General features: G+C 46.5%; 14 protein-coding genes. 8 read left to right on the top strand and 6 right to left on the bottom strand.

Features of this window, described 5'->3' with window-relative positions:
• Window positions 1–76: 76 nt before the first annotated feature.
• The 3 genes from HP401_RS17185 to HP401_RS17175 form a co-directional block, all read right to left on the bottom strand.
• Window positions 77–1,381: an MFS transporter gene (locus HP401_RS17185; protein ID WP_173605858.1), complete on the bottom strand. Its 1,305-nt coding sequence runs from the start codon at window positions 1,379–1,381 to the stop codon at window positions 77–79.
• Between the two features lie 22 nt (window positions 1,382–1,403).
• Window positions 1,404–2,015 (bottom strand): TetR/AcrR family transcriptional regulator, encoded by a 612-nt coding sequence (locus tag HP401_RS17180; RefSeq protein ID WP_173605857.1) that lies wholly within the window; start codon window positions 2,013–2,015, stop codon window positions 1,404–1,406.
• A 146-nt stretch (window positions 2,016–2,161) separates the two neighbouring features.
• On the bottom strand, window positions 2,162–2,947 hold the full coding sequence (locus tag HP401_RS17175) for a class I SAM-dependent methyltransferase (protein ID WP_173605856.1): 786 nt from the start codon (window positions 2,945–2,947) through the stop codon (window positions 2,162–2,164).
• A 266-nt stretch (window positions 2,948–3,213) separates the two neighbouring features.
• On the opposite strand from HP401_RS17175, the gene HP401_RS17170 reads away from it, so the two are divergent.
• From HP401_RS17170 to HP401_RS17135, 8 genes are all read left to right on the top strand, one after another.
• The gene (locus tag HP401_RS17170) at window positions 3,214–3,915 is read left to right on the top strand and encodes a response regulator transcription factor (RefSeq protein ID WP_012684491.1); all 702 of its coding nucleotides are present in this window, start codon (window positions 3,214–3,216) and stop codon (window positions 3,913–3,915) included.
• 16 nt (window positions 3,916–3,931) lie between these two features.
• Window positions 3,932–5,047, top strand: coding sequence for a sensor histidine kinase (locus tag HP401_RS17165; protein WP_173605855.1), 1,116 nt, complete (start codon window positions 3,932–3,934; stop codon window positions 5,045–5,047).
• 118 nt (window positions 5,048–5,165) lie between these two features.
• On the top strand, window positions 5,166–6,104 hold the full coding sequence (locus HP401_RS17160; RefSeq protein WP_173605854.1) for an ABC transporter ATP-binding protein: 939 nt from the start codon (window positions 5,166–5,168) through the stop codon (window positions 6,102–6,104).
• A 15-nt stretch (window positions 6,105–6,119) separates the two neighbouring features.
• The gene (locus tag HP401_RS17155; RefSeq protein ID WP_173605853.1) at window positions 6,120–7,250 is read left to right on the top strand and encodes an ABC transporter permease; all 1,131 of its coding nucleotides are present in this window, start codon (window positions 6,120–6,122) and stop codon (window positions 7,248–7,250) included.
• Entirely contained in the window at window positions 7,247–8,395 is a 1,149-nt protein-coding gene (locus tag HP401_RS17150) for an ABC transporter permease (RefSeq protein ID WP_173605852.1), read from the top strand. Before HP401_RS17155 ends, HP401_RS17150 begins: the two co-directional genes overlap by 4 nt.
• Window positions 8,396–8,465: 70 nt before the next feature.
• A complete protein-coding gene (locus HP401_RS17145) occupies window positions 8,466–11,621 on the top strand; it encodes a hybrid sensor histidine kinase/response regulator (protein WP_217366123.1) in 3,156 nt (1,051 codons plus the stop codon).
• 528 nt (window positions 11,622–12,149) lie between these two features.
• Complete coding sequence (locus tag HP401_RS17140) at window positions 12,150–12,767, top strand: TetR/AcrR family transcriptional regulator (protein WP_173605899.1); 618 nt, start codon at window positions 12,150–12,152, stop codon at window positions 12,765–12,767.
• A 12-nt stretch (window positions 12,768–12,779) separates the two neighbouring features.
• Entirely contained in the window at window positions 12,780–13,313 is a 534-nt protein-coding gene (locus HP401_RS17135) for a GNAT family N-acetyltransferase (RefSeq protein WP_173605850.1), read from the top strand.
• A gap of 55 nt (window positions 13,314–13,368) precedes the next feature.
• Here the strand turns inward: HP401_RS17135 and HP401_RS17130 are convergent, their stop codons facing one another.
• The 3 genes from HP401_RS17130 to HP401_RS17120 all read right to left on the bottom strand — a co-directional run bounded on the left by HP401_RS17130 (window position 13,369) and on the right by HP401_RS17120 (window position 16,964).
• A complete protein-coding gene (locus HP401_RS17130; protein WP_173605849.1) occupies window positions 13,369–15,114 on the bottom strand; it encodes a DUF4179 domain-containing protein in 1,746 nt (581 codons plus the stop codon).
• Window positions 15,111–15,668, bottom strand: a complete 558-nt coding sequence (locus tag HP401_RS17125) for an RNA polymerase sigma factor (RefSeq protein WP_173605848.1) — start codon at window positions 15,666–15,668, stop codon at window positions 15,111–15,113. The genes HP401_RS17130 and HP401_RS17125 overlap by 4 nt, the downstream gene beginning before the upstream one ends.
• 225 nt (window positions 15,669–15,893) lie before the next feature.
• Window positions 15,894–16,964, bottom strand: coding sequence for an SMI1/KNR4 family protein (locus tag HP401_RS17120; protein WP_173605847.1), 1,071 nt, complete (start codon window positions 16,962–16,964; stop codon window positions 15,894–15,896).
• Window positions 16,965–16,968 lie beyond the last annotated feature (4 nt).

The following is a 16,968-nucleotide window of genomic DNA, read 5'->3' as shown; positions in this document are numbered from 1 at the left end:
GGTGTAAGTCTCATGAACTCGACATTCAAGACGGAGGAAAATATGAATAGGTTGCATAGTTTTTGAGAAAATATTTTTATTTGTAAGAATGTTTACCTTTCAGTGTTATTCCTTCCAAATCCCGTATTTTCCTCACACGCCCGATTACGATTCCCAGTAGCGCCACGAGTATGCCAGAGAGGACAAACAGAAAGCCAATTCCTCGGCCCGCCCCCGTTCCGATGACCTGACCGACCGTTTGACCCAGCAATCGATCTGGATCAAATAACGGATTGAATACATGGTCCGCCAAAAATCCTGCCGACCCAAATGCCAGCACGAAACCGATTTGTGAAATAGCCGTGATCATCGCCCACACTCTGCCTTGTCGTTCATTTTCTACATTCGTTCGGATGAGAACCTCGAGGCTGGTGTTCACAAAGGGAAGCGTGATGAAAAAGAGGAAGCCAAAAACCATAATTATCCAAACGGAAGTAAACACACCCATCAAGGCGTAAAACAAGCCAGCAAGTACGAGAGAGAAGGACAGCATGAATACCTTTCTCTTTCCCATACCGAAGAGTCCGATTAACAGGCTGCTGACGAGCATACCCGATGCAGATACAGAGAGGGCGATACCGAGTGTCTTGGAATCAGTTAATGTCAGCATCATAGGCCCAAAAAGCGATTGCAGCAGCCCGATGTAAAAGCACACGACAGACATTAACAGAACGAACAAGAAAACGCCTTTCTTTGAAAGGAGATAGCGGAAGGCTTCAGACATTTCGTGAAAAAAGCTTTGTCTTTCATGTTGCTGGGGGGTGGTATCGTGGTTCATAATCATCAGCACGGCGCCGACAGCTAAAAGGAAGGTCATCATATCGATAAGTAAGACGAGCTGGATATCAAAAGTACTGAGAAGAAGCCCTGCAATCAGTGGGGAAATAAGATATTGAGCGGAGCTTGCCAGTTGGATGAGCCCGCTTGCCTGTGAGTACATCTCTTCCGAAACCAGATCGGAGACGGCTGCTTTATAGGCTGGATTTAGGATAGCGGCAGAGATCGAGCTGATGCCGACCCCCAAATAGATGTGCCATAATTCCATACGCCCGGAGAGCATGACATGCAAGATGAACAAGATACCAGCTATGGAGCCAATATCGCCAATGATCATCATTTTCTTGCGGTCAAATCTGTCTGCCAGCACCCCGCTAAAGGGGAGTAAAAGGAAGGAGGGGAGAAAAGAGAAGAGAATGATGAATGAATAGCTCATGGTAGATTGGGTCTGCTGAAAAACAAAGACACCCAAGGCAAAAGCGGTAAGTCCACTACCGATAGCAGAAAGCAACTGCCCTGACCAAATGATCAGAAATCTGCGAAAGGCTTTATCATGAGCGTTCATTGTCTTTCCTCCTTTTCAGCCATTATAGAAACGAGAAGGACCCCGGCGCAGCTCCTAGTGACCGTTCAATAATCATCTGCAAGGCCTGTAGACGTTTTGTCTGCTCCTCTTGCTCCCAATGAAAAATGCCTGATTCCAACAAAAATTGCGAGCCAGCAAGGAGAAACTGAACGGTCTCCAAAGCATTCTCGACATGAAAGACAGCTTCTTTATTTCCTTGTTCAATGACTTGCGCAAGGACAGGAGCAATTTTTAAGATAATGGCGATGTTCAGGCGCTCGTGAAGCTCTCTGTTTTCAGGGCGATGCAAGCTTTCCATCCATTCGGCTTGCTTATCGAGGTGGTAGCTTTGGCTGCGCAGCATCTGGCGCACCTTTTCCATAACGGGTAAGGTAGAGTCAGCAGCGATTTTTTTATATTCTTCGCAAAGCGTATCGACCATGGAGTGGACAAATGCTTCAAGGATTTCTTCCTTCGATTTGAAGTAGTAATAAAAGGTTCCTTTCGCTACGCCCACCTTTTGAATGATCGTATCCACGGTTGTATGGACATAGCCCTGATTTCGAAATAGCTCTCCGGCGGCTTCCAATATTTCTGCTCGCCGTGTTGTGGGGTCTTTCACGATTCTTTTCATCGGCGCCTCCTTCGGTTGTCAGTAAGTGGTTGGATAAAGATTACCATATGACTGACCGTCAGTCTATAAGTATGTAAAAGAAAAAGAGAAGGGAAAGCCTCCTCTGTTCGGTAGTAGGAATGTAATAAGATGATGGCAAACGTTCATTATAATTTCTCGGCGATAATCGTAAAGGTTTTCGGGATTCCCTTGTCAAAAACCTCCGAGGAGAGATTCGGTAGCTCTTCCAGCATTTTTAGGCACAGCCCTTTGCTCGCAATGGCCGTAACAATTTCTCCTAATGTCCAATTGCGCAACAATACTTTGGATTCAGCGACATTTGTGCCGTTCGAGAGGAATTTGGAGAAAGCAATGTCCTTTTCCTCAAGCGAGGTATCGAAATAATCGCCTGTTACTTTATGTTTGCGGATATTCGCAGTCGTTCCGCGTGAGGAGATGAGTTTTGTAGATACCGGATGGAAATCTTGGAGGACGAGCACGCCGCCTTTTCGCAGGAGCGAGTTGACCACCTGGAATAATTCGGTTAAGTCCAAAAAGTAATGAAGAATACCGAATTCCATAAAAACGAGATCATACTCACCAGCCAATACATCTGAAGGGAGCTGCAATACATCCGAAACGATGTAAGTCAGGTCAACGTCGGCAGATGCAGCCAGTTCTTTGGCGTACTGCTCATTCTCAGATGAGAAATCGGCGATGGTCACGTCGGCACCTAGCAAGGCGAGCGCAACGGCTTTGTTTCCATTTGAGCCGAGTAAATTGATAATCTTTTTGCCGCGAATGTCGCCCATGTGTTCATATACTTTGCCGATTCGCTTTTGGGGGTCTTCTTGAATTTTGACCGCTGCCTCAGCGGGGGTTCCAAAGCGTTTCAGCCACGCCTGGTAAGCCCCGGTGTTCCAAGCCGTTTTATTTAGTTGTGATGTTTCCACAAATTCCCCTCCATAGAGTATTCCATTCAAAAAATTGGCCCCGATAGGTTGGTAAGAGGGCTTAGGTAATATATCATACTGACACATATGATTGGTGTCTATATATTTTCGAAGTGTTAATTTTTCCATGTGTGACCGGAAAGTAAGAACCATTGGGGCGAGATTCTACAATTGTGAAGCAAAGCAGGACAGTGGTAATATTGGGAAAAAAATATACGTCCGCTCTTTATGCGGTCGAGGGTCTGTTCGACGGGAGGCAAGCTGCTTTGAAAATCAAAGTGTTGATCGCAGACGACAATTCGTTTATACGGGAAGGTATGAAAATCATCCTGACGAGCTTTGCGGAGTTTGAAGTAGTGGGGAGTGTGGAGGATGGGGTCGAGGCGGTGACGTTTTGCAAACAGAACGAGGTAGATGTCGCGCTTTTGGACGTTCGGATGCCGAACATGAATGGAGTGGAAGCGACTCGTGTGCTGACTACGGAAACTACAGTCAAACCACTCATCTTGACTACGTTTGACGATGACGAATTTGTCCTCGAAGCCATTCAAGCGGGGGCACGCGGTTATTTATTGAAAAACAATGATCCCAACCGCATCCGAGATGCCATCAAGAGTGTCTATAACAACCATCATGTGCTGCAGGATGTCGTCCTAGATAAGATCAAAATGAACCTGAATACAGGGAGGAACGCGGCGGATACCGTGTCCACTTCCCCATCTCCCAAAGCGACAGCAGGCATCCCTACCGAAAGCAAAATCGACAAAAGCTTATTTACGGAACGGGAGCTCGATGTCATGAAGCAGATCGCCAAAGGGCTATCGAACAAAGAAATCGCCAAGAAGCTGTTTATTTCCGAGGGAACCGTTGCGAATTACATTACTTCCATCTTGAATAAAACGGCGCTTGAACACCGTACGCAGATCGCCATCTATTATTTGACGGGCGAAACGAACATGTCTGACTGAAAGGAGGTTACTACCGATGGAGTTATGGACAATGGCGAATAAGGCAGCGGTGCTTGGGTTTATCATCGTGACTTCTTTTCTGGTTCATCCCACTTCTGAAATGGACCCGTGGCAAATTCTAGTGTACCTGTTGTATTTGGCTGGTAATCTCACTATTCTCATTGTGAAAAAGAGGAATCATAAGCAATTATTTATGGGAATATCCATCGTGTTCGTGGTAGCAAGTACACTTGTGTTGGACCCGTTACTTGTGTTGCTCTTGCCCGTCCACATTTTGGAGATCGTATTCTTGGTGAGTAAGCAGAGGGTGGTCGTATTTGGAGGTATGCTGTTGCCTTTGTTCATCGTGTTGCCTGAATGGATGCCCTTGTATTTACTAATGGCCTTTCTTAGCTTTTTGCTGTATAGGTGTGGCAGCATGCTAACTGACAAGCTTCGTAGATTGGAGGCAGAACGGGAGAAGCTGAGGGAGGATTTACAAAGCTTGACCCGCTCCTTGAACGAGAGCAGCGAATACTTCCGCCAGTCAACTTATACGATTCAATTGGAGGAGCGCAATCGCCTTTCTCAACAAATTCACGACGATGTGGGGCATGCAGTGGCAGGTGCGCTCATTCAGATGGAAGCATCACGACTGCTGATGGCGACCGATCAGGACAAGGCATCCGAGCTACTTCGCAATGCGATCGCAATATCGAAGGAAGGGCTGGAGCGAATCAGAGTGACACTCAAGGATGTGAAGCCACGGCCGGAGGAGCTGGGAATCAATCGACTCCGGTTGTTTGTCGATGAGTTGTCTGCGAGAGAGACAGTGACAGCCACGCTTACTTTTAACGGGGACATCGATGTCATTACACCGATTCAGTGGAAAATCATCCAGCAAAATGCGACGGAAGCGGTCACGAATGCACTCAAATATGCGAAGGCGACAGTGATTTCCCTAGAGGTACGAGTGCTGAATACATTCATCAAAGCAGTGGTTACAGACAATGGGACCGGTGCAGAAAAGGTTGTAAAAGGGCTTGGCATTCTCGGGATGGAGGAGAGAGCCGCTTCCGCTGGTGGAACAGTGATTGTAGACGGTACGCGAGGCTTTAGCGTGACCACTCTGCTACCTTATCGCAACGAATGAAAAAAATCATGGGAAACAACATGAGAAATCTCATATGCCGAGGGATGAACTTATGCACTGACATAGGGGCATCCTTTTTTATTACAATGCAGACATAACCACGAAGGGAGTGAGGTACGTGAGTCATGTATTGGAAATTCGTCAGTTAACGAAAAAATTCGGTGATTTCGTCGCCGTCGACAATATGTCTCTGAATGTGCGTGAAGGAGAAATCTTTGGTTTTTTGGGGGCCAACGGAGCGGGAAAGAGCACGACTATCAATATGATCGCTTCCCTATTGCGCGTAACAAAGGGCGAGATTACCCTTCTGGGAAAAAACATTGAGAAGCACAGCAAATTCGCCAAAATGAACATCGGCATTGTGCCACAAGATATCGCCATCTACGAGGATATGACTGCCTATGAAAATGTGAGGTTTTTTGCTGGTTTGTACGGACTGCGTGGATCACTGCTTCGCGAACGGACGGAAGAGGCGCTTGAATTCGTAGGCCTCGGTGACAAAGCTACTAGCTTTCCCAAAAACTTTTCTGGCGGGATGAAGCGTCGGTTAAACATCGCTTGTGCCATTGCCCATCGGCCGAAGCTGATCATCATGGACGAACCTACTGTCGGGATTGACCCTCATTCACGCAATTATATCTTGAATTCGGTACGCAAGCTAAACGACATGGGCTGCACGATCATTTATACGAGCCATTACATGGAGGAAGTCGAAGAAATCTGCACCCGCATTGCCATTGTCGATCATGGAAAAGTCATCGCAGAAGGATCGAAAGAGGAGCTAAAAGCGATTATTACGGACGCAAAGGAAATTTGGATTGGGTTCAGAGCAGATGAACCATTAAACCTCGAAGGTATTAAGGCGATTCCTGGTGTGAATGCGGTGCTTCAAGAAGAGAATACGATCAAAATCGTATCGAAAACGGAGATCAACAACCTGAACCGGATCATTCAACAATTCATCAAGGATCAGGTAGAAATCCGCTCCGTTGAGGAGCAAGCACCGAATCTGGAGACTGTGTTCTTGACCTTAACCGGTCGAAACTTGCGAGACTAGAGGAGGGGCTTTGCCATGAACATATGGAATATCGCTGTAAAAGAAATCAAGTCCAGCCTTCGCGAAAAAAGAACGTTTATGTTTATGCTAGCGCTTCCCGTCATCCTGATGCTGATATTAGGCTCAGCCCTTTCCAATGCATTCGATGATACGAGGACTGTAGGAGACATGCGCTTGCTGTATAGAAGCAACGGGGCGAATGCGCAAATGTCTACGGCGTGGAACTCGTTTATCGAAGCATTGGATGATAAAGGAGTGAAGGTCGCGCAAGCAAGCTCAGGCATGGATGGGCAGGAGGAAGTTCGGGCGGATCGCTATACGGGGTACGCAGTCGTCGGCGATGCGGGGATTGAGTTTTATGGAAGCAGCAAGAATGCGATAGGAAGCAATATCCTCGCGGGGATGCTAACCGTTTTTGCAGATCGGTACTCGCTCGCATCCGCAGCTTATCAGGTAGATCCCGAATCTGGTTCGGCAATAGTCAAGGGTATCGAACATCGTGATGATTTTATTCATGAAACGGCCTTGAATCCCAATAAAAAACCGGGGGCAATCGACTATTACGCGATTGCGATGACGACCATGGTTGCGCTCTACTCGATGTTCTCTGCGAGTTACTTGTTCACCGGAGAGCGAACGAACAAAACATCCACACGATTAATGGCAGCACCTGTCAGCAAAGGTGTCATTTTTACCGGCAAAATTATCGGCAGTACGTTCGTCAATCTGTTTTTCGTGCTTGTCGTGTTCGTAGTCAGCAAGTTCGTGTTCCAAGCAGATTGGGGCAACCACTACGGAATGGTGATCCTCGTGCTTTTGACAGAGGTGCTGCTAGCCGTCAGCCTGGGTCTGGGGATCAGCTTTCTTTTCAAAGGTGAAGGGGTAAGGTCAATCAACAATATTTTTACGCAGGTCGCCTCCTTTGTAGGCGGTGCCTATTTTCCCGTTGATCAATCAACTGGTTTCTTTGGCCTCCTGTCCAAGTTCTCTCCCCTTCACTGGGCGAATACAGGTCTGATGCAAATCATTTACACAGACAATACGAGAGGCGCATGGTTTGCGATTGCAATGAATGTGAGCATCGCTACGGCGTTCATCATCATTTCTGTTATCACGATGCGCAGACGGGAGGGTGCTTTCGTATGAATGAAATGCTGTGGCTAATTCGGAAAACGCTGATGGAGACGTTTCGGAGTAAAAAAAGCTGGTTCACTTACTTGGGTTTGCCGATCGCTGGGGTTCTACTGTCTCTTACCCTGTACAGCAATGCAGGTAGCGGCACAATCCATGTAGGAATTATCAATCAGGACGGGGACCAGGTGATCACGCAGGACACGATCCGGTTTATCGAGGGATTGGAATCTATCAAAGTCACAGTCATCGACGAACAAACGATGCGTGAACAAATCGTTTCTGGTGAGCTGGATAGCGGAATTGTTTTCGAGTCAGGGTATGCTGCTAGTGTTCGAAATGGGGAGCCGGCACACTTGAATATTGTTTCCGTAAAGGGTGAACAGGTAACTGCCTACGTGAAGGCCATGCTGCACAGTTATATCGGCAATATTGCCGCGATTGGAAAAGTGGCACAGACAGATGAGGCAAAGTTCACGAAGCTGTATACGGCCTACCATGAGCAAAGCTACAAGCTCCATACGGTAACGCTTCAAGACACATCAAACGTGACGCGCATGACGAATCAATCGATTGGATTCCTCATTATGTTCATGATGCTTTCAGCGGTGAACATGTCAGAGATCATTTTAAAAGAAAAAGAGAATCGCACCTTTTTGCGCCTCCTTTCTTCGCCGATGTCGGCCAGATCCTATGTATTCTCGAATATTATCGTCAACATGTTTATTTTACTGCTGCAAATCATCGTGACCTTGCTTGTCATGAAAAACGTCTTTGGCATAGATGCAGGCGTCTCGTATGGTCAAATGATTCTGCCGTTGTTCGTGTTTGCGCTGGGCGCTATCGCCCTTTCTCTGATGACCGTTGCCTTTGCGAAGAGTAGAGCAGGTGCTGGAGCGATTTCCAACCTGATCATTGTACCGTCATGCCTCCTGGCCGGCTGTTTCTTTCCAATGGAAATCATGCCGGACACCGTGCGCAAAATTTCAACATTCTTGCCTCAGCATTGGTTGCTCGATGCAGTGAATAAGCTTCAACAAGGGTATAGTCTGGGGAGCTTGTATTTGAACATAGCTATTTTACTCGCATTCGCTACGGTTTTTGCCTTGATCGCCATCTATCGGTTTGGGCGGAATAACGATAGCAGACAGTTTGTGTGAGAAAAATAGGAAGAGGTGGACTGTAATTTGACAAGGGATAATTCGAATCGTGTCGAAAGATGATCTTACTATGATAAAGCAAAGCAACTATAATCGGAGTCATTCAAAAGCACTCATAAGTAAGCATCTTGTGATTCTTCTCTTGTTTTTAGCATTTCTCCTAGGTCTTCGAACGTTTTGGTTTTCGTTTCATGCATCACCAGATCATCCGCAAGCGATTCAAGGGGTTCTTGATATGCGCGGGTGGGACTTTGAAAATTCCCCGTCCATTTCACTGGATGGGGAATGGGAGTTTTACCCTGATTCTTTCATCACGCATGAAGATTTCAAGCAATCATCGAATGACGAACGACAGTACCTTGAAGTACCTGGCAATTGGAGCAGCGCTTTTTCCAGGGCCTCTCCTTCACCGTATGGCTATGGTACATACCGTTTGCGGATTTTGGTCGATCAACCACTAAATCAGCCATACACCTTATGGGTTCCGGAAGTGGAAGCATCTTCTACCGTAGAGGTTAACGGAGAGATATTAGCCAGAATCGGAGTGCCTGCGACAACAGCGGAGGAGTACACGCCGCAGAAGGCATCCTTCACGGCTACGTACATTGCGGGTGATGCAAAGGTCATTGAAGTGCTTGTCCGAACGGCCAACTTTCATAATCCAATCGAAGGAGGCATCGTCAGATCGATTTACTTCGGGTCGCAGGCCGCTGTTGACACCGAACGTTGGTACTCTATCGGCTTCCAGATGGCAACCTTCCTCATCTTGTTGCTTCATGGCTTGTATGCCGGCATCCTGTACGTATTGAATGCCCGCCACAAAGAGTTTCTGGTGTTTCTTCTGTTACTTTCCTGCGTAGGGATAAAGACTGTTTCTGATTATGACAATCTGCTGTTACTTTGGCTCCCGATCGATTATACATGGTCGATCAAGGTAGAAGTGCTCGCCTACATATGGCAGCCTCTGCTGATGATATTATTGGTCAGGAGTCTATCTGATCAGGAGGAGAAAGAATACTCCAAGCCGTTTCGGGCATATCTTTCCGTGCTCAGTCTTTATTCAGCAGTCATCATACTGGGAACAGCACAATGGGTGTATATATTAGCTGGAACGCCATTTTTAGTCATTATTTATTTTGGTCCGTTATTCTTGTTTATTTTCAAAATCAGCCGCATGCTTATGCATGACAAGAATGATGCTGTGTTTTTGCTCATTGCTGCAACGAGTATTTTGTCCAATGTCATATGGTCCGCCATTATCGAATATAAAATGATCGATATCAAGTACGTGTATTATCCGCTCGACCTGATTGCTGCACTTGTCAGTTTTTCTGCTTACTGGTTCAAGAGATTCTTTCGCAATTCAGAGGAAAAGGCAAAGCTAACGGAGCAATTGAAAGAAGCGGACAAGCTCAAGGACCAGTTTCTCGCCCATACCTCGCACGAACTGAGGACGCCGTTGCATGGCATCTTGAATATCGCCCAAACTGTCGTCAACAATGAAAAGCATGTCATAGGTGGTCGGAGCAAGCAGGATATGGAGCTCTTAATCACGATCAGCCGCAGAATGTCGCATTTACTAGATGATTTGCTAGATGTCGTACGATTGCAGGACAAGCATATCGTGTTGCAAAAGAAACCGTTGCGTATTCAATCGGTTGTTTCCGGCATCATCAGCATGCTCACTTATATGGTAGAAGGCAAGCCTGTTCAACTGAAAATGGACATACCAGAGTCCATCCCGCCAATCTTGGCAGATGAGAAGCGGCTAGTCCAGATTCTGTTCAATCTTGTTCACAATGCACTGAAATTCACGGAAGAAGGATCTGTCGTCGTTTCGGCTAAGAGCATGGACGGACAGGTGGCGATCTATGTATCTGATACAGGAATCGGGATGGACGAGTATACCAAGGCACGTATATTTTTGCCGTATGAGCAGGGAGCTCAAGCAACGAACGACGGCGGAGGAATTGGCCTCGGTCTTGCTATTTGTGCCCAGCTGGTAGAGCTGCATGATAGTGAGCTAAGAGTCGACTCTGAACCGGGCAAAGGTTCGGTATTTCGCTTCTGGCTGCCCGCGGTTAGTACAGATGAGATGAAAGCAGCAGAGAGTCAATATGTGGAGCAGATAGATAAGAGTAATCAAATGACGGCTATTAATCAGCTGGGGCAGAGTGAAGCTCCAGATATTTTGGCTGTTCAGCAAACGGCTGCACATGCGTTTGTAGAAAGAAAGGCGAACATATTGGCCATCGACGACGATCCGGTTAACCTAAGGGTGCTGGATCGAATGCTCTCCTCCTCGCATTATCAAATTACTACGTGCGCATCGCCAAGAGACGCGCTCGATCTGCTTTTTACAGAGCAGTGGGATTTACTTATTATCGATGTCATGATGCCCCATATGTCGGGCTATGAGCTGACGCAAAGGGTCAGGGAGCATTTCTCTGTTTCAGAGCTTCCGATCTTGCTCTTAACGGCGCGCAGCCAGTCTGAGGATGTATACACCGGGTATTTGTCTGGTGCGAATGACTATGTTTGCAAACCAGTCGATGGCATGGAGCTGAAATACCGCGTCTGGTCGTTGACGACACTCAAGCAAACCGTCGATGAACGACTGCGTATGGAGGCTGCCTACTTGCAGGCACAGATTCACCCACACTTCTTGTTCAACACACTTAGCTCGATTATGGCGTTGAGTGACATTGATACAGAGAAAATGCGTAAACTCGGGGATGCGTTTACCGCCTTCTTGCATATCAGCTTTGACTTTTTGAATACAGGAAAACAAGTAGCACTCTCCCATGAGCTGGAGCTCGTCCAAGCGTATCTTTACATTGAAAAGGAACGATTTGGGGGGCGGTTACAGATCGTGTGGGAGGTTGAGCCTGGTATCGATCTTCACATCCCACCACTGACCATTCAGCCGTTAGTGGAGAATGCAATCAACCATGGTCTTCTTACCCAAATAGAGGGGGGAACACTCCATATCCGCATCGTCCGGCAAAAGGCTGCCACTCTTTTTGAGGTGAAGGATGATGGTATCGGGATGGAGGAAGCGACTGTGCGGCAAATTCTTGACTTGTCGAAGAAGGAAAGAGGCGGAATTGGCGTGTCCAACACGAATCGGAGACTGACGCAAATGTATGGGAAGGGCTTGCGCATTACGAGTAAGCCGGGTGAAGGAACAACGGTGTCGTTTGTGATACCGGATCGGACGCAATAGAGTGTGTGGCTGTTTTTGCACCCTGCATCACTGTTACTGGTGAAGCAGGGTGCTTTTCGCGTTTTCTATATCGAGGAATGCTGTTCACCCGCCCTTACATTCTACGGAATTACAATAGTTACAGTCATAGTCACCAAACCGATTACCATATATGGCACATCTACTACAATGGTAACAACAAAAAGCCCCACTCGGATTATTCGGATTCAACTCATTACATTCATCCCTCAGGTGATTACTTAGGTCTCTACGACGTTCCAGAGAAGGTCCATATTGTACCAAGCATCTAAAGGCTTTCTTGAGACCCTTCGATTTTTTTCTTTTCAAGAATGCCCCCATCCTTTCATGACAATCTAATACAGAATATGCCATGGTTTTTTCATTGATTGGACATTCGGCTTCTTCTGTTGAAAATTATGGAGAAATCATAAGGGGTTGAAAATCGACATCATTGTCGTTTATGATAATCTCATCAACAAAAACGACACTCATGTATATTTTGCTCAAAGGAGGCTGACCCAAAACCCCATGGCCCCAAAAGTAAGCGACGAATACAAAACCAAAAAGAAAATCGAACTGCTACAAGCGGCAAAACGTGTGTTTATCACAAAAGGCTATACACGGGCCACCATGCAAGACGTCATGGACGAGGCAGGCGTATCACGAGGAGCCTTGTATGCCTACTTTGATAATCTGGAGCACTTATATTTAGAGCTGCTGCAATTCAAGGATCAACAGGATGCACAATTTTTCGCGCCTGTTGATGGTGAAAGGTCTTGGCAGCAAATCACCAAATGGGTTAACAAGCAACAGGGCGAGATCGAGAAAATCGATCAAACACTGTCCAAGGCTAACTCAGAGTTTTTCCTGTCACTGAAGGATCAGCAAAAGCAACAGAGCTATCCATACATCACGACTCGCTATGAAAAAATGGTCGACGTGTTGACAGCTTTCTTCGCGCATGGGACAGCGACAGGTGAGTTCAAGCCAAAGCTACCACCTGAGGTGATCGCTCGCTATTTCATCTCGGTTATCGATGGGCTGATGCTGGATACCGCGCATTTGGGCCCAGACAAAACAAAGGTGCCCGAGCAGATAGAAGCACTGTTGTTTTCTTTGAGAGCGATGCTGGGACCGACTCAATAAGGAGGGGTACGAATGTTGTTTCAAACAGAGAGAATCTATTTGAGAAAAATGACGGGGGAGGACGTGGACGTCTACCACAGGTGGAGAAATGACGAAGAAGTCATGCGGACAACGAATCCGTCCATGGACGTCTATACGTGGGAAGATACGAACGGGTTTGTGAATCAGGTCATTCTGCATGCAAGCGCCTCGAAGAGCTATATGATCGTAGACAGCCAAACCAATCGACCGATCGGGATTACCTCTCTCATCCAAATCGACCTGAAAAACCGCAATGCGGAGTGCATCATCGATATTGGGGAGAAGGAGTATTGGGGAGATGGGTATGGACGAGAAGCGCTGAAGCTGCTGCTGGATTATGCATTCCTGGAAATGAATCTGCATCGGGTATCGCTGCGTGTTTTTTCTTTTAACGAAAGGGCGATCAAGCTGTATGAGAGGCTCGGATTCAAGCAGGAGGGGATCTCGCGGCAGTTTTTGTTTCGAGAGGGAAAATGGCATGATATTGTCCACATGGGAATTTTGCAGCAGGAATATATCTCATGAAAAGAGGCTGGGGGTACGATGGGTACCACCAGCCTTTTGCGTATGAAGATGTCTCTTATTTTCCGTCGTAAATCGGTACTTCCCACTTCACATTTTTGTGTTCAACCATGCGTTTCTCGGAAGTAATGATCAGTTGTTTAGGCAGGGATGTGAGGTTTTCCAAGAAGATGGAACCACCAAAAATCGCCCGGCCATTTTCATACTCAGTCTTGTCGATCAAGTAGTTTCCATCTTCGTACTTTTTCCCAGTCTCGTCTGTAATGGTCCAGTATTGATATGGACCCATAGCGGCAGTATCTGGAGAGAGAGTTGCCTCGAATGTCAGGTGGTAGCCCTCCACTTTGGTGGTAGACCCATCGTCATTTACGCGGTGATACCCGTCATAGCCTTCAAAATCAACGACCGCGTTTGGATCCTTTTGATGTTTTTTGAAAGTAAACTGATCTCCCTGGTCTTCCACTGTGATGACTTCTTTCTTTTCGAGGCGATTGGTGTCCAACTTGGCGTTAAGCTTAGCGGATTCCTCTGTATAAACAGACCCGAGCTTGAAGGTAAGGCTTTGGCTTTCATCGATTGGATAGAAGTAATGAAAGTCTCTTGCTCCACTCTCGGTGGATTGAGTATGCTCCCATTTCACATCCCTTGTCACATTACTTCTTTTGTTGGCTTCATGAATAACCGCAGTCGAATCCCAAGCAGCGACCACTGTGCCCTTGTCGTTCACCAGCTCATAGCTGTATGCGTTATTCTCGTTAGCAGCAAGGGCTCGATCAATGACCATCTCCACTCCGCTTGGCGCAAACGTAATTTGTTTGACGTTCAGCTTGAGTCCTTGTGGGGTCGTGTAGGCTTTGTTAATTTCATGTGTCTTCATTGCTGCTTTTGCTTTTTTCATATCGACAGGTACGGACAGCTTCCAGTTCCCCTTGATGTCATCTAGTTGCTTGATGTTAAACTCTACGATCAGCTCGTCTGGCACCTTGTTTACATCATCAAAATAGCTTCGCAGCTCGCGATCCAAGATCATAACACCATTATCGACAAACATGGAATGATCCCATTGTTTATTGGGGTATTGAGCATTTTCTTCCTTAGAGGGTATAAGGATGTTTCCTTGTTTGTCTTTGATGATGATAAGTGGCTCTTTGTTAGATCTACCCACCATTTCCGATATAAAGCTGTCTAATGCCTTGCCGTTCTTGTCTTTTAAAGAAGCTGCTATGCTAATACGCAGCGGGTCAGCCACCACTTCATGCACGGTAAAAGTGAGGCCTTGATCGGTCGCACTTACATCAACGGACTGCGCGAATCCATTCTTGGCTGCTTGAGCAATTCCTTTGTCCGCTAATTTTTCTAGTAAGCTATTGCTCACAGGTGCTACAGGATCAGCCTTGCCAATCGGGCTGTTCGTAAAAGCAGCATGGACATAACTAGAAAAGGTCGGGGAGACGAGCATTCCTCCCGAGACGACGATGGTTAATGCAGCGGCGGCAAGCGTCATTCTTTTCATGATCGTGATACTCCTTTGTTTCCACGCGGGTGGTTGATGTGAAGGGGTTGCAGGGTTCAATACTCTCACGGGATGAGGGGAGAGCATCTGAATAATCTTTTGATCCATATTTGGTGAGAGGGAGTTTTCCCACATCGTTTCTTCTGTTTGGTGCAGCTCATCGATCCATTGCTCCAGCTGGTGCTGGCAGTGTGTGCAATGATCGAGGTGACTTTCGACATTTCGTTTGTTCACTGGCGTTAAACGATCTTCCATGTAGGCGATCAGCTGTCTTTGCGTAAGGCAATTCAAAGCGGGGTGCCCCCTTTTTTCTCCGGCTTGCTTAGCTGGTCTCGCAGCTTTTTCCTGGCATAGGAAAGGCGCATTCTCACGGTATCTACGGACAAAGATAGTTTGTTGCCGATCTCTCGGTAGCTTAAATGCTGGAGATAATGCAAATCGAGAATCGCCCTATGGTTCTTGTCCAGTGTCATCATCTGCTGTCGCAAAGCATGACGCTGTTCTTTTTCCAGATAATCTTCCTCTGGGATCGGACATTCGTCTTTGATCTCGACATCGATCTCCGTTACGGAAGGCATCCGCTTTCGTTTTCGCAGCTCGTCAATCCCGCGATTGATCGCGATTCGATACAGCCAGGCAGAAAAGGAGCAATTGGGTTTATAATCTGGCAGACTATAGTACGCCTTGATAAAAACCTCCTGCACCATGTCTTCGGCATCATGAGAATGATGGAGCGTGCGCTGGAGAATCGAAGCGATTTTTCCCTTGTATTTATTGACGATCAGAGCATAAGCTTCTTTATTTCCTTGAAGAACCTCCGCAATGACCTCTCGATCGTCCTGCATGTTTGTTACCTCCTTGCAAAAAGGTGCTGCGCAGCTTTCCTTTTTGTGAAAAACGTCTCGACGTTTTTCGCTTGTGGTCAAACAAAACGGACAAAACCGTTTTGCTGTTCATTACTATAGACGATGAAGAGAGGGGACCCCTCTCAAACTTTTTCATGATTTTTCAAAATGGCATAGGAAGAGGATGCCTCTCTTCGTTTGATAGAAGGGCATCCTCTTTCCATTTTACCGTGTAATCCGATAAACCTCGCCACTCAACCGTCCTCGAATTTTATAAACCTCGCCGACGGAAACAGCTATATCCTTCACACCTTTAATCAAAATTTCTTGCTCCAGTCCTTCTACATACAGTGGGAAGTGATTTCCGCCAATATCGTGTGTAAATAATCTGTTTACACGCCCGATGACCTCGTGCAAGGAGCGAGCTCCAATATGGCTAAGCGATGGTTCCATACTATTATCCAGTTGGGTCAGATCTAAAGCACTAAATGATACATGTTCCATGTAGAGGGAGACGACAAGGTGATCATTGACCTTGGTATACTCTGAATATCCCCCCGCAAGCATGAAATCACCCGGGCAAAAATATTCAAACTGAAGCAAAAAGTCATTATTCAGCTTGCGTACGTGCAAATCCCTAACATTTCCGCCAAGCTTCACATCGGTAATGACGCATTCAAATTTGTCGTTTTGTTCCAAATAGGCTAATCTTCGGGTCATCTGCTGATTCAGCCATTTGAGATAATACGCTGCAAACGAATCACTGACGAAACGCGCACCCTGTCCATTACAGGTATCGATGTAGTACAGCTTTCCGGCAAGCTCACCTGATACAATCAGGACAATAAAATACCCGCAACCATCGTTATGTAAGGTGATGGTACCGTGAAGTGCCTCCGTAATCATCTGATCATATCCATCGTCCGTAATCGTATCGTCTTCTGCTTCGTCTAAATCATCGTCAAAGCAACGGTTACATTTGTCCAAGGAAAAGGGGAGACTCATATATTCTAAGCCAACAGTTTTTCGTAAGCTTTCTTCCAAGCACCCATTTGCATGTGACAAGGACAGGGGAAACTGTTTGGCATGCTTCCCGCCATTTCCGATGTAGAGCAGGAAATCTTTGTAGTCTTGCGGTAATACTATGTGAGCCGAGGATTCGAACTGTTCGATTTGCTCCAATGTCAATCGTTCATTCAAAACATACGGACAATTTCCGTCATAGAGGCTGTGATATTGATCCAGCATTTCTTTAACCTTTGTAATAAACGCGCTTTTGGGGGCGGTATCTTTCATCCTG

It is taken from the genome of Brevibacillus sp. HB2.2, from assembly GCF_013284275.1.
Classification (GTDB): domain Bacteria; phylum Bacillota; class Bacilli; order Brevibacillales; family Brevibacillaceae; genus Brevibacillus; species Brevibacillus brevis_D.
The sequence above is the reverse complement of the archived record's forward strand: the minus strand, read 5'-3'. Positions and strand labels throughout refer to the sequence as shown.

What these genes read in the sequence shown, in the direction of transcription:
- HP401_RS17185 (WP_173605858.1), bottom strand. Translation starts at nt 1,381, where the DNA reads ATGAACGCTCATGATAAAGCCTTTCGCAGATTTCTGATCATTTGGTCA.
- HP401_RS17180 (WP_173605857.1), bottom strand. Translation starts at nt 2,015, where the DNA reads ATGAAAAGAATCGTGAAAGACCCCACAACACGGCGAGCAGAAATATTG.
- HP401_RS17165 (WP_173605855.1), top strand. Translation starts at nt 3,932, where the DNA reads ATGGAGTTATGGACAATGGCGAATAAGGCAGCGGTGCTTGGGTTTATC.
- HP401_RS17155 (WP_173605853.1), top strand. Translation starts at nt 6,120, where the DNA reads ATGAACATATGGAATATCGCTGTAAAAGAAATCAAGTCCAGCCTTCGC.
- HP401_RS17150 (WP_173605852.1), top strand. Translation starts at nt 7,247, where the DNA reads ATGAATGAAATGCTGTGGCTAATTCGGAAAACGCTGATGGAGACGTTT.
- HP401_RS17145 (WP_217366123.1), top strand. Translation starts at nt 8,466, where the DNA reads ATGATAAAGCAAAGCAACTATAATCGGAGTCATTCAAAAGCACTCATA.
- HP401_RS17140 (WP_173605899.1), top strand. Translation starts at nt 12,150, where the DNA reads ATGGCCCCAAAAGTAAGCGACGAATACAAAACCAAAAAGAAAATCGAA.
- HP401_RS17135 (WP_173605850.1), top strand. Translation starts at nt 12,780, where the DNA reads ATGTTGTTTCAAACAGAGAGAATCTATTTGAGAAAAATGACGGGGGAG.
- HP401_RS17125 (WP_173605848.1), bottom strand. Translation starts at nt 15,668, where the DNA reads ATGCAGGACGATCGAGAGGTCATTGCGGAGGTTCTTCAAGGAAATAAA.
- HP401_RS17120 (WP_173605847.1), bottom strand. Translation starts at nt 16,964, where the DNA reads ATGAAAGATACCGCCCCCAAAAGCGCGTTTATTACAAAGGTTAAAGAA.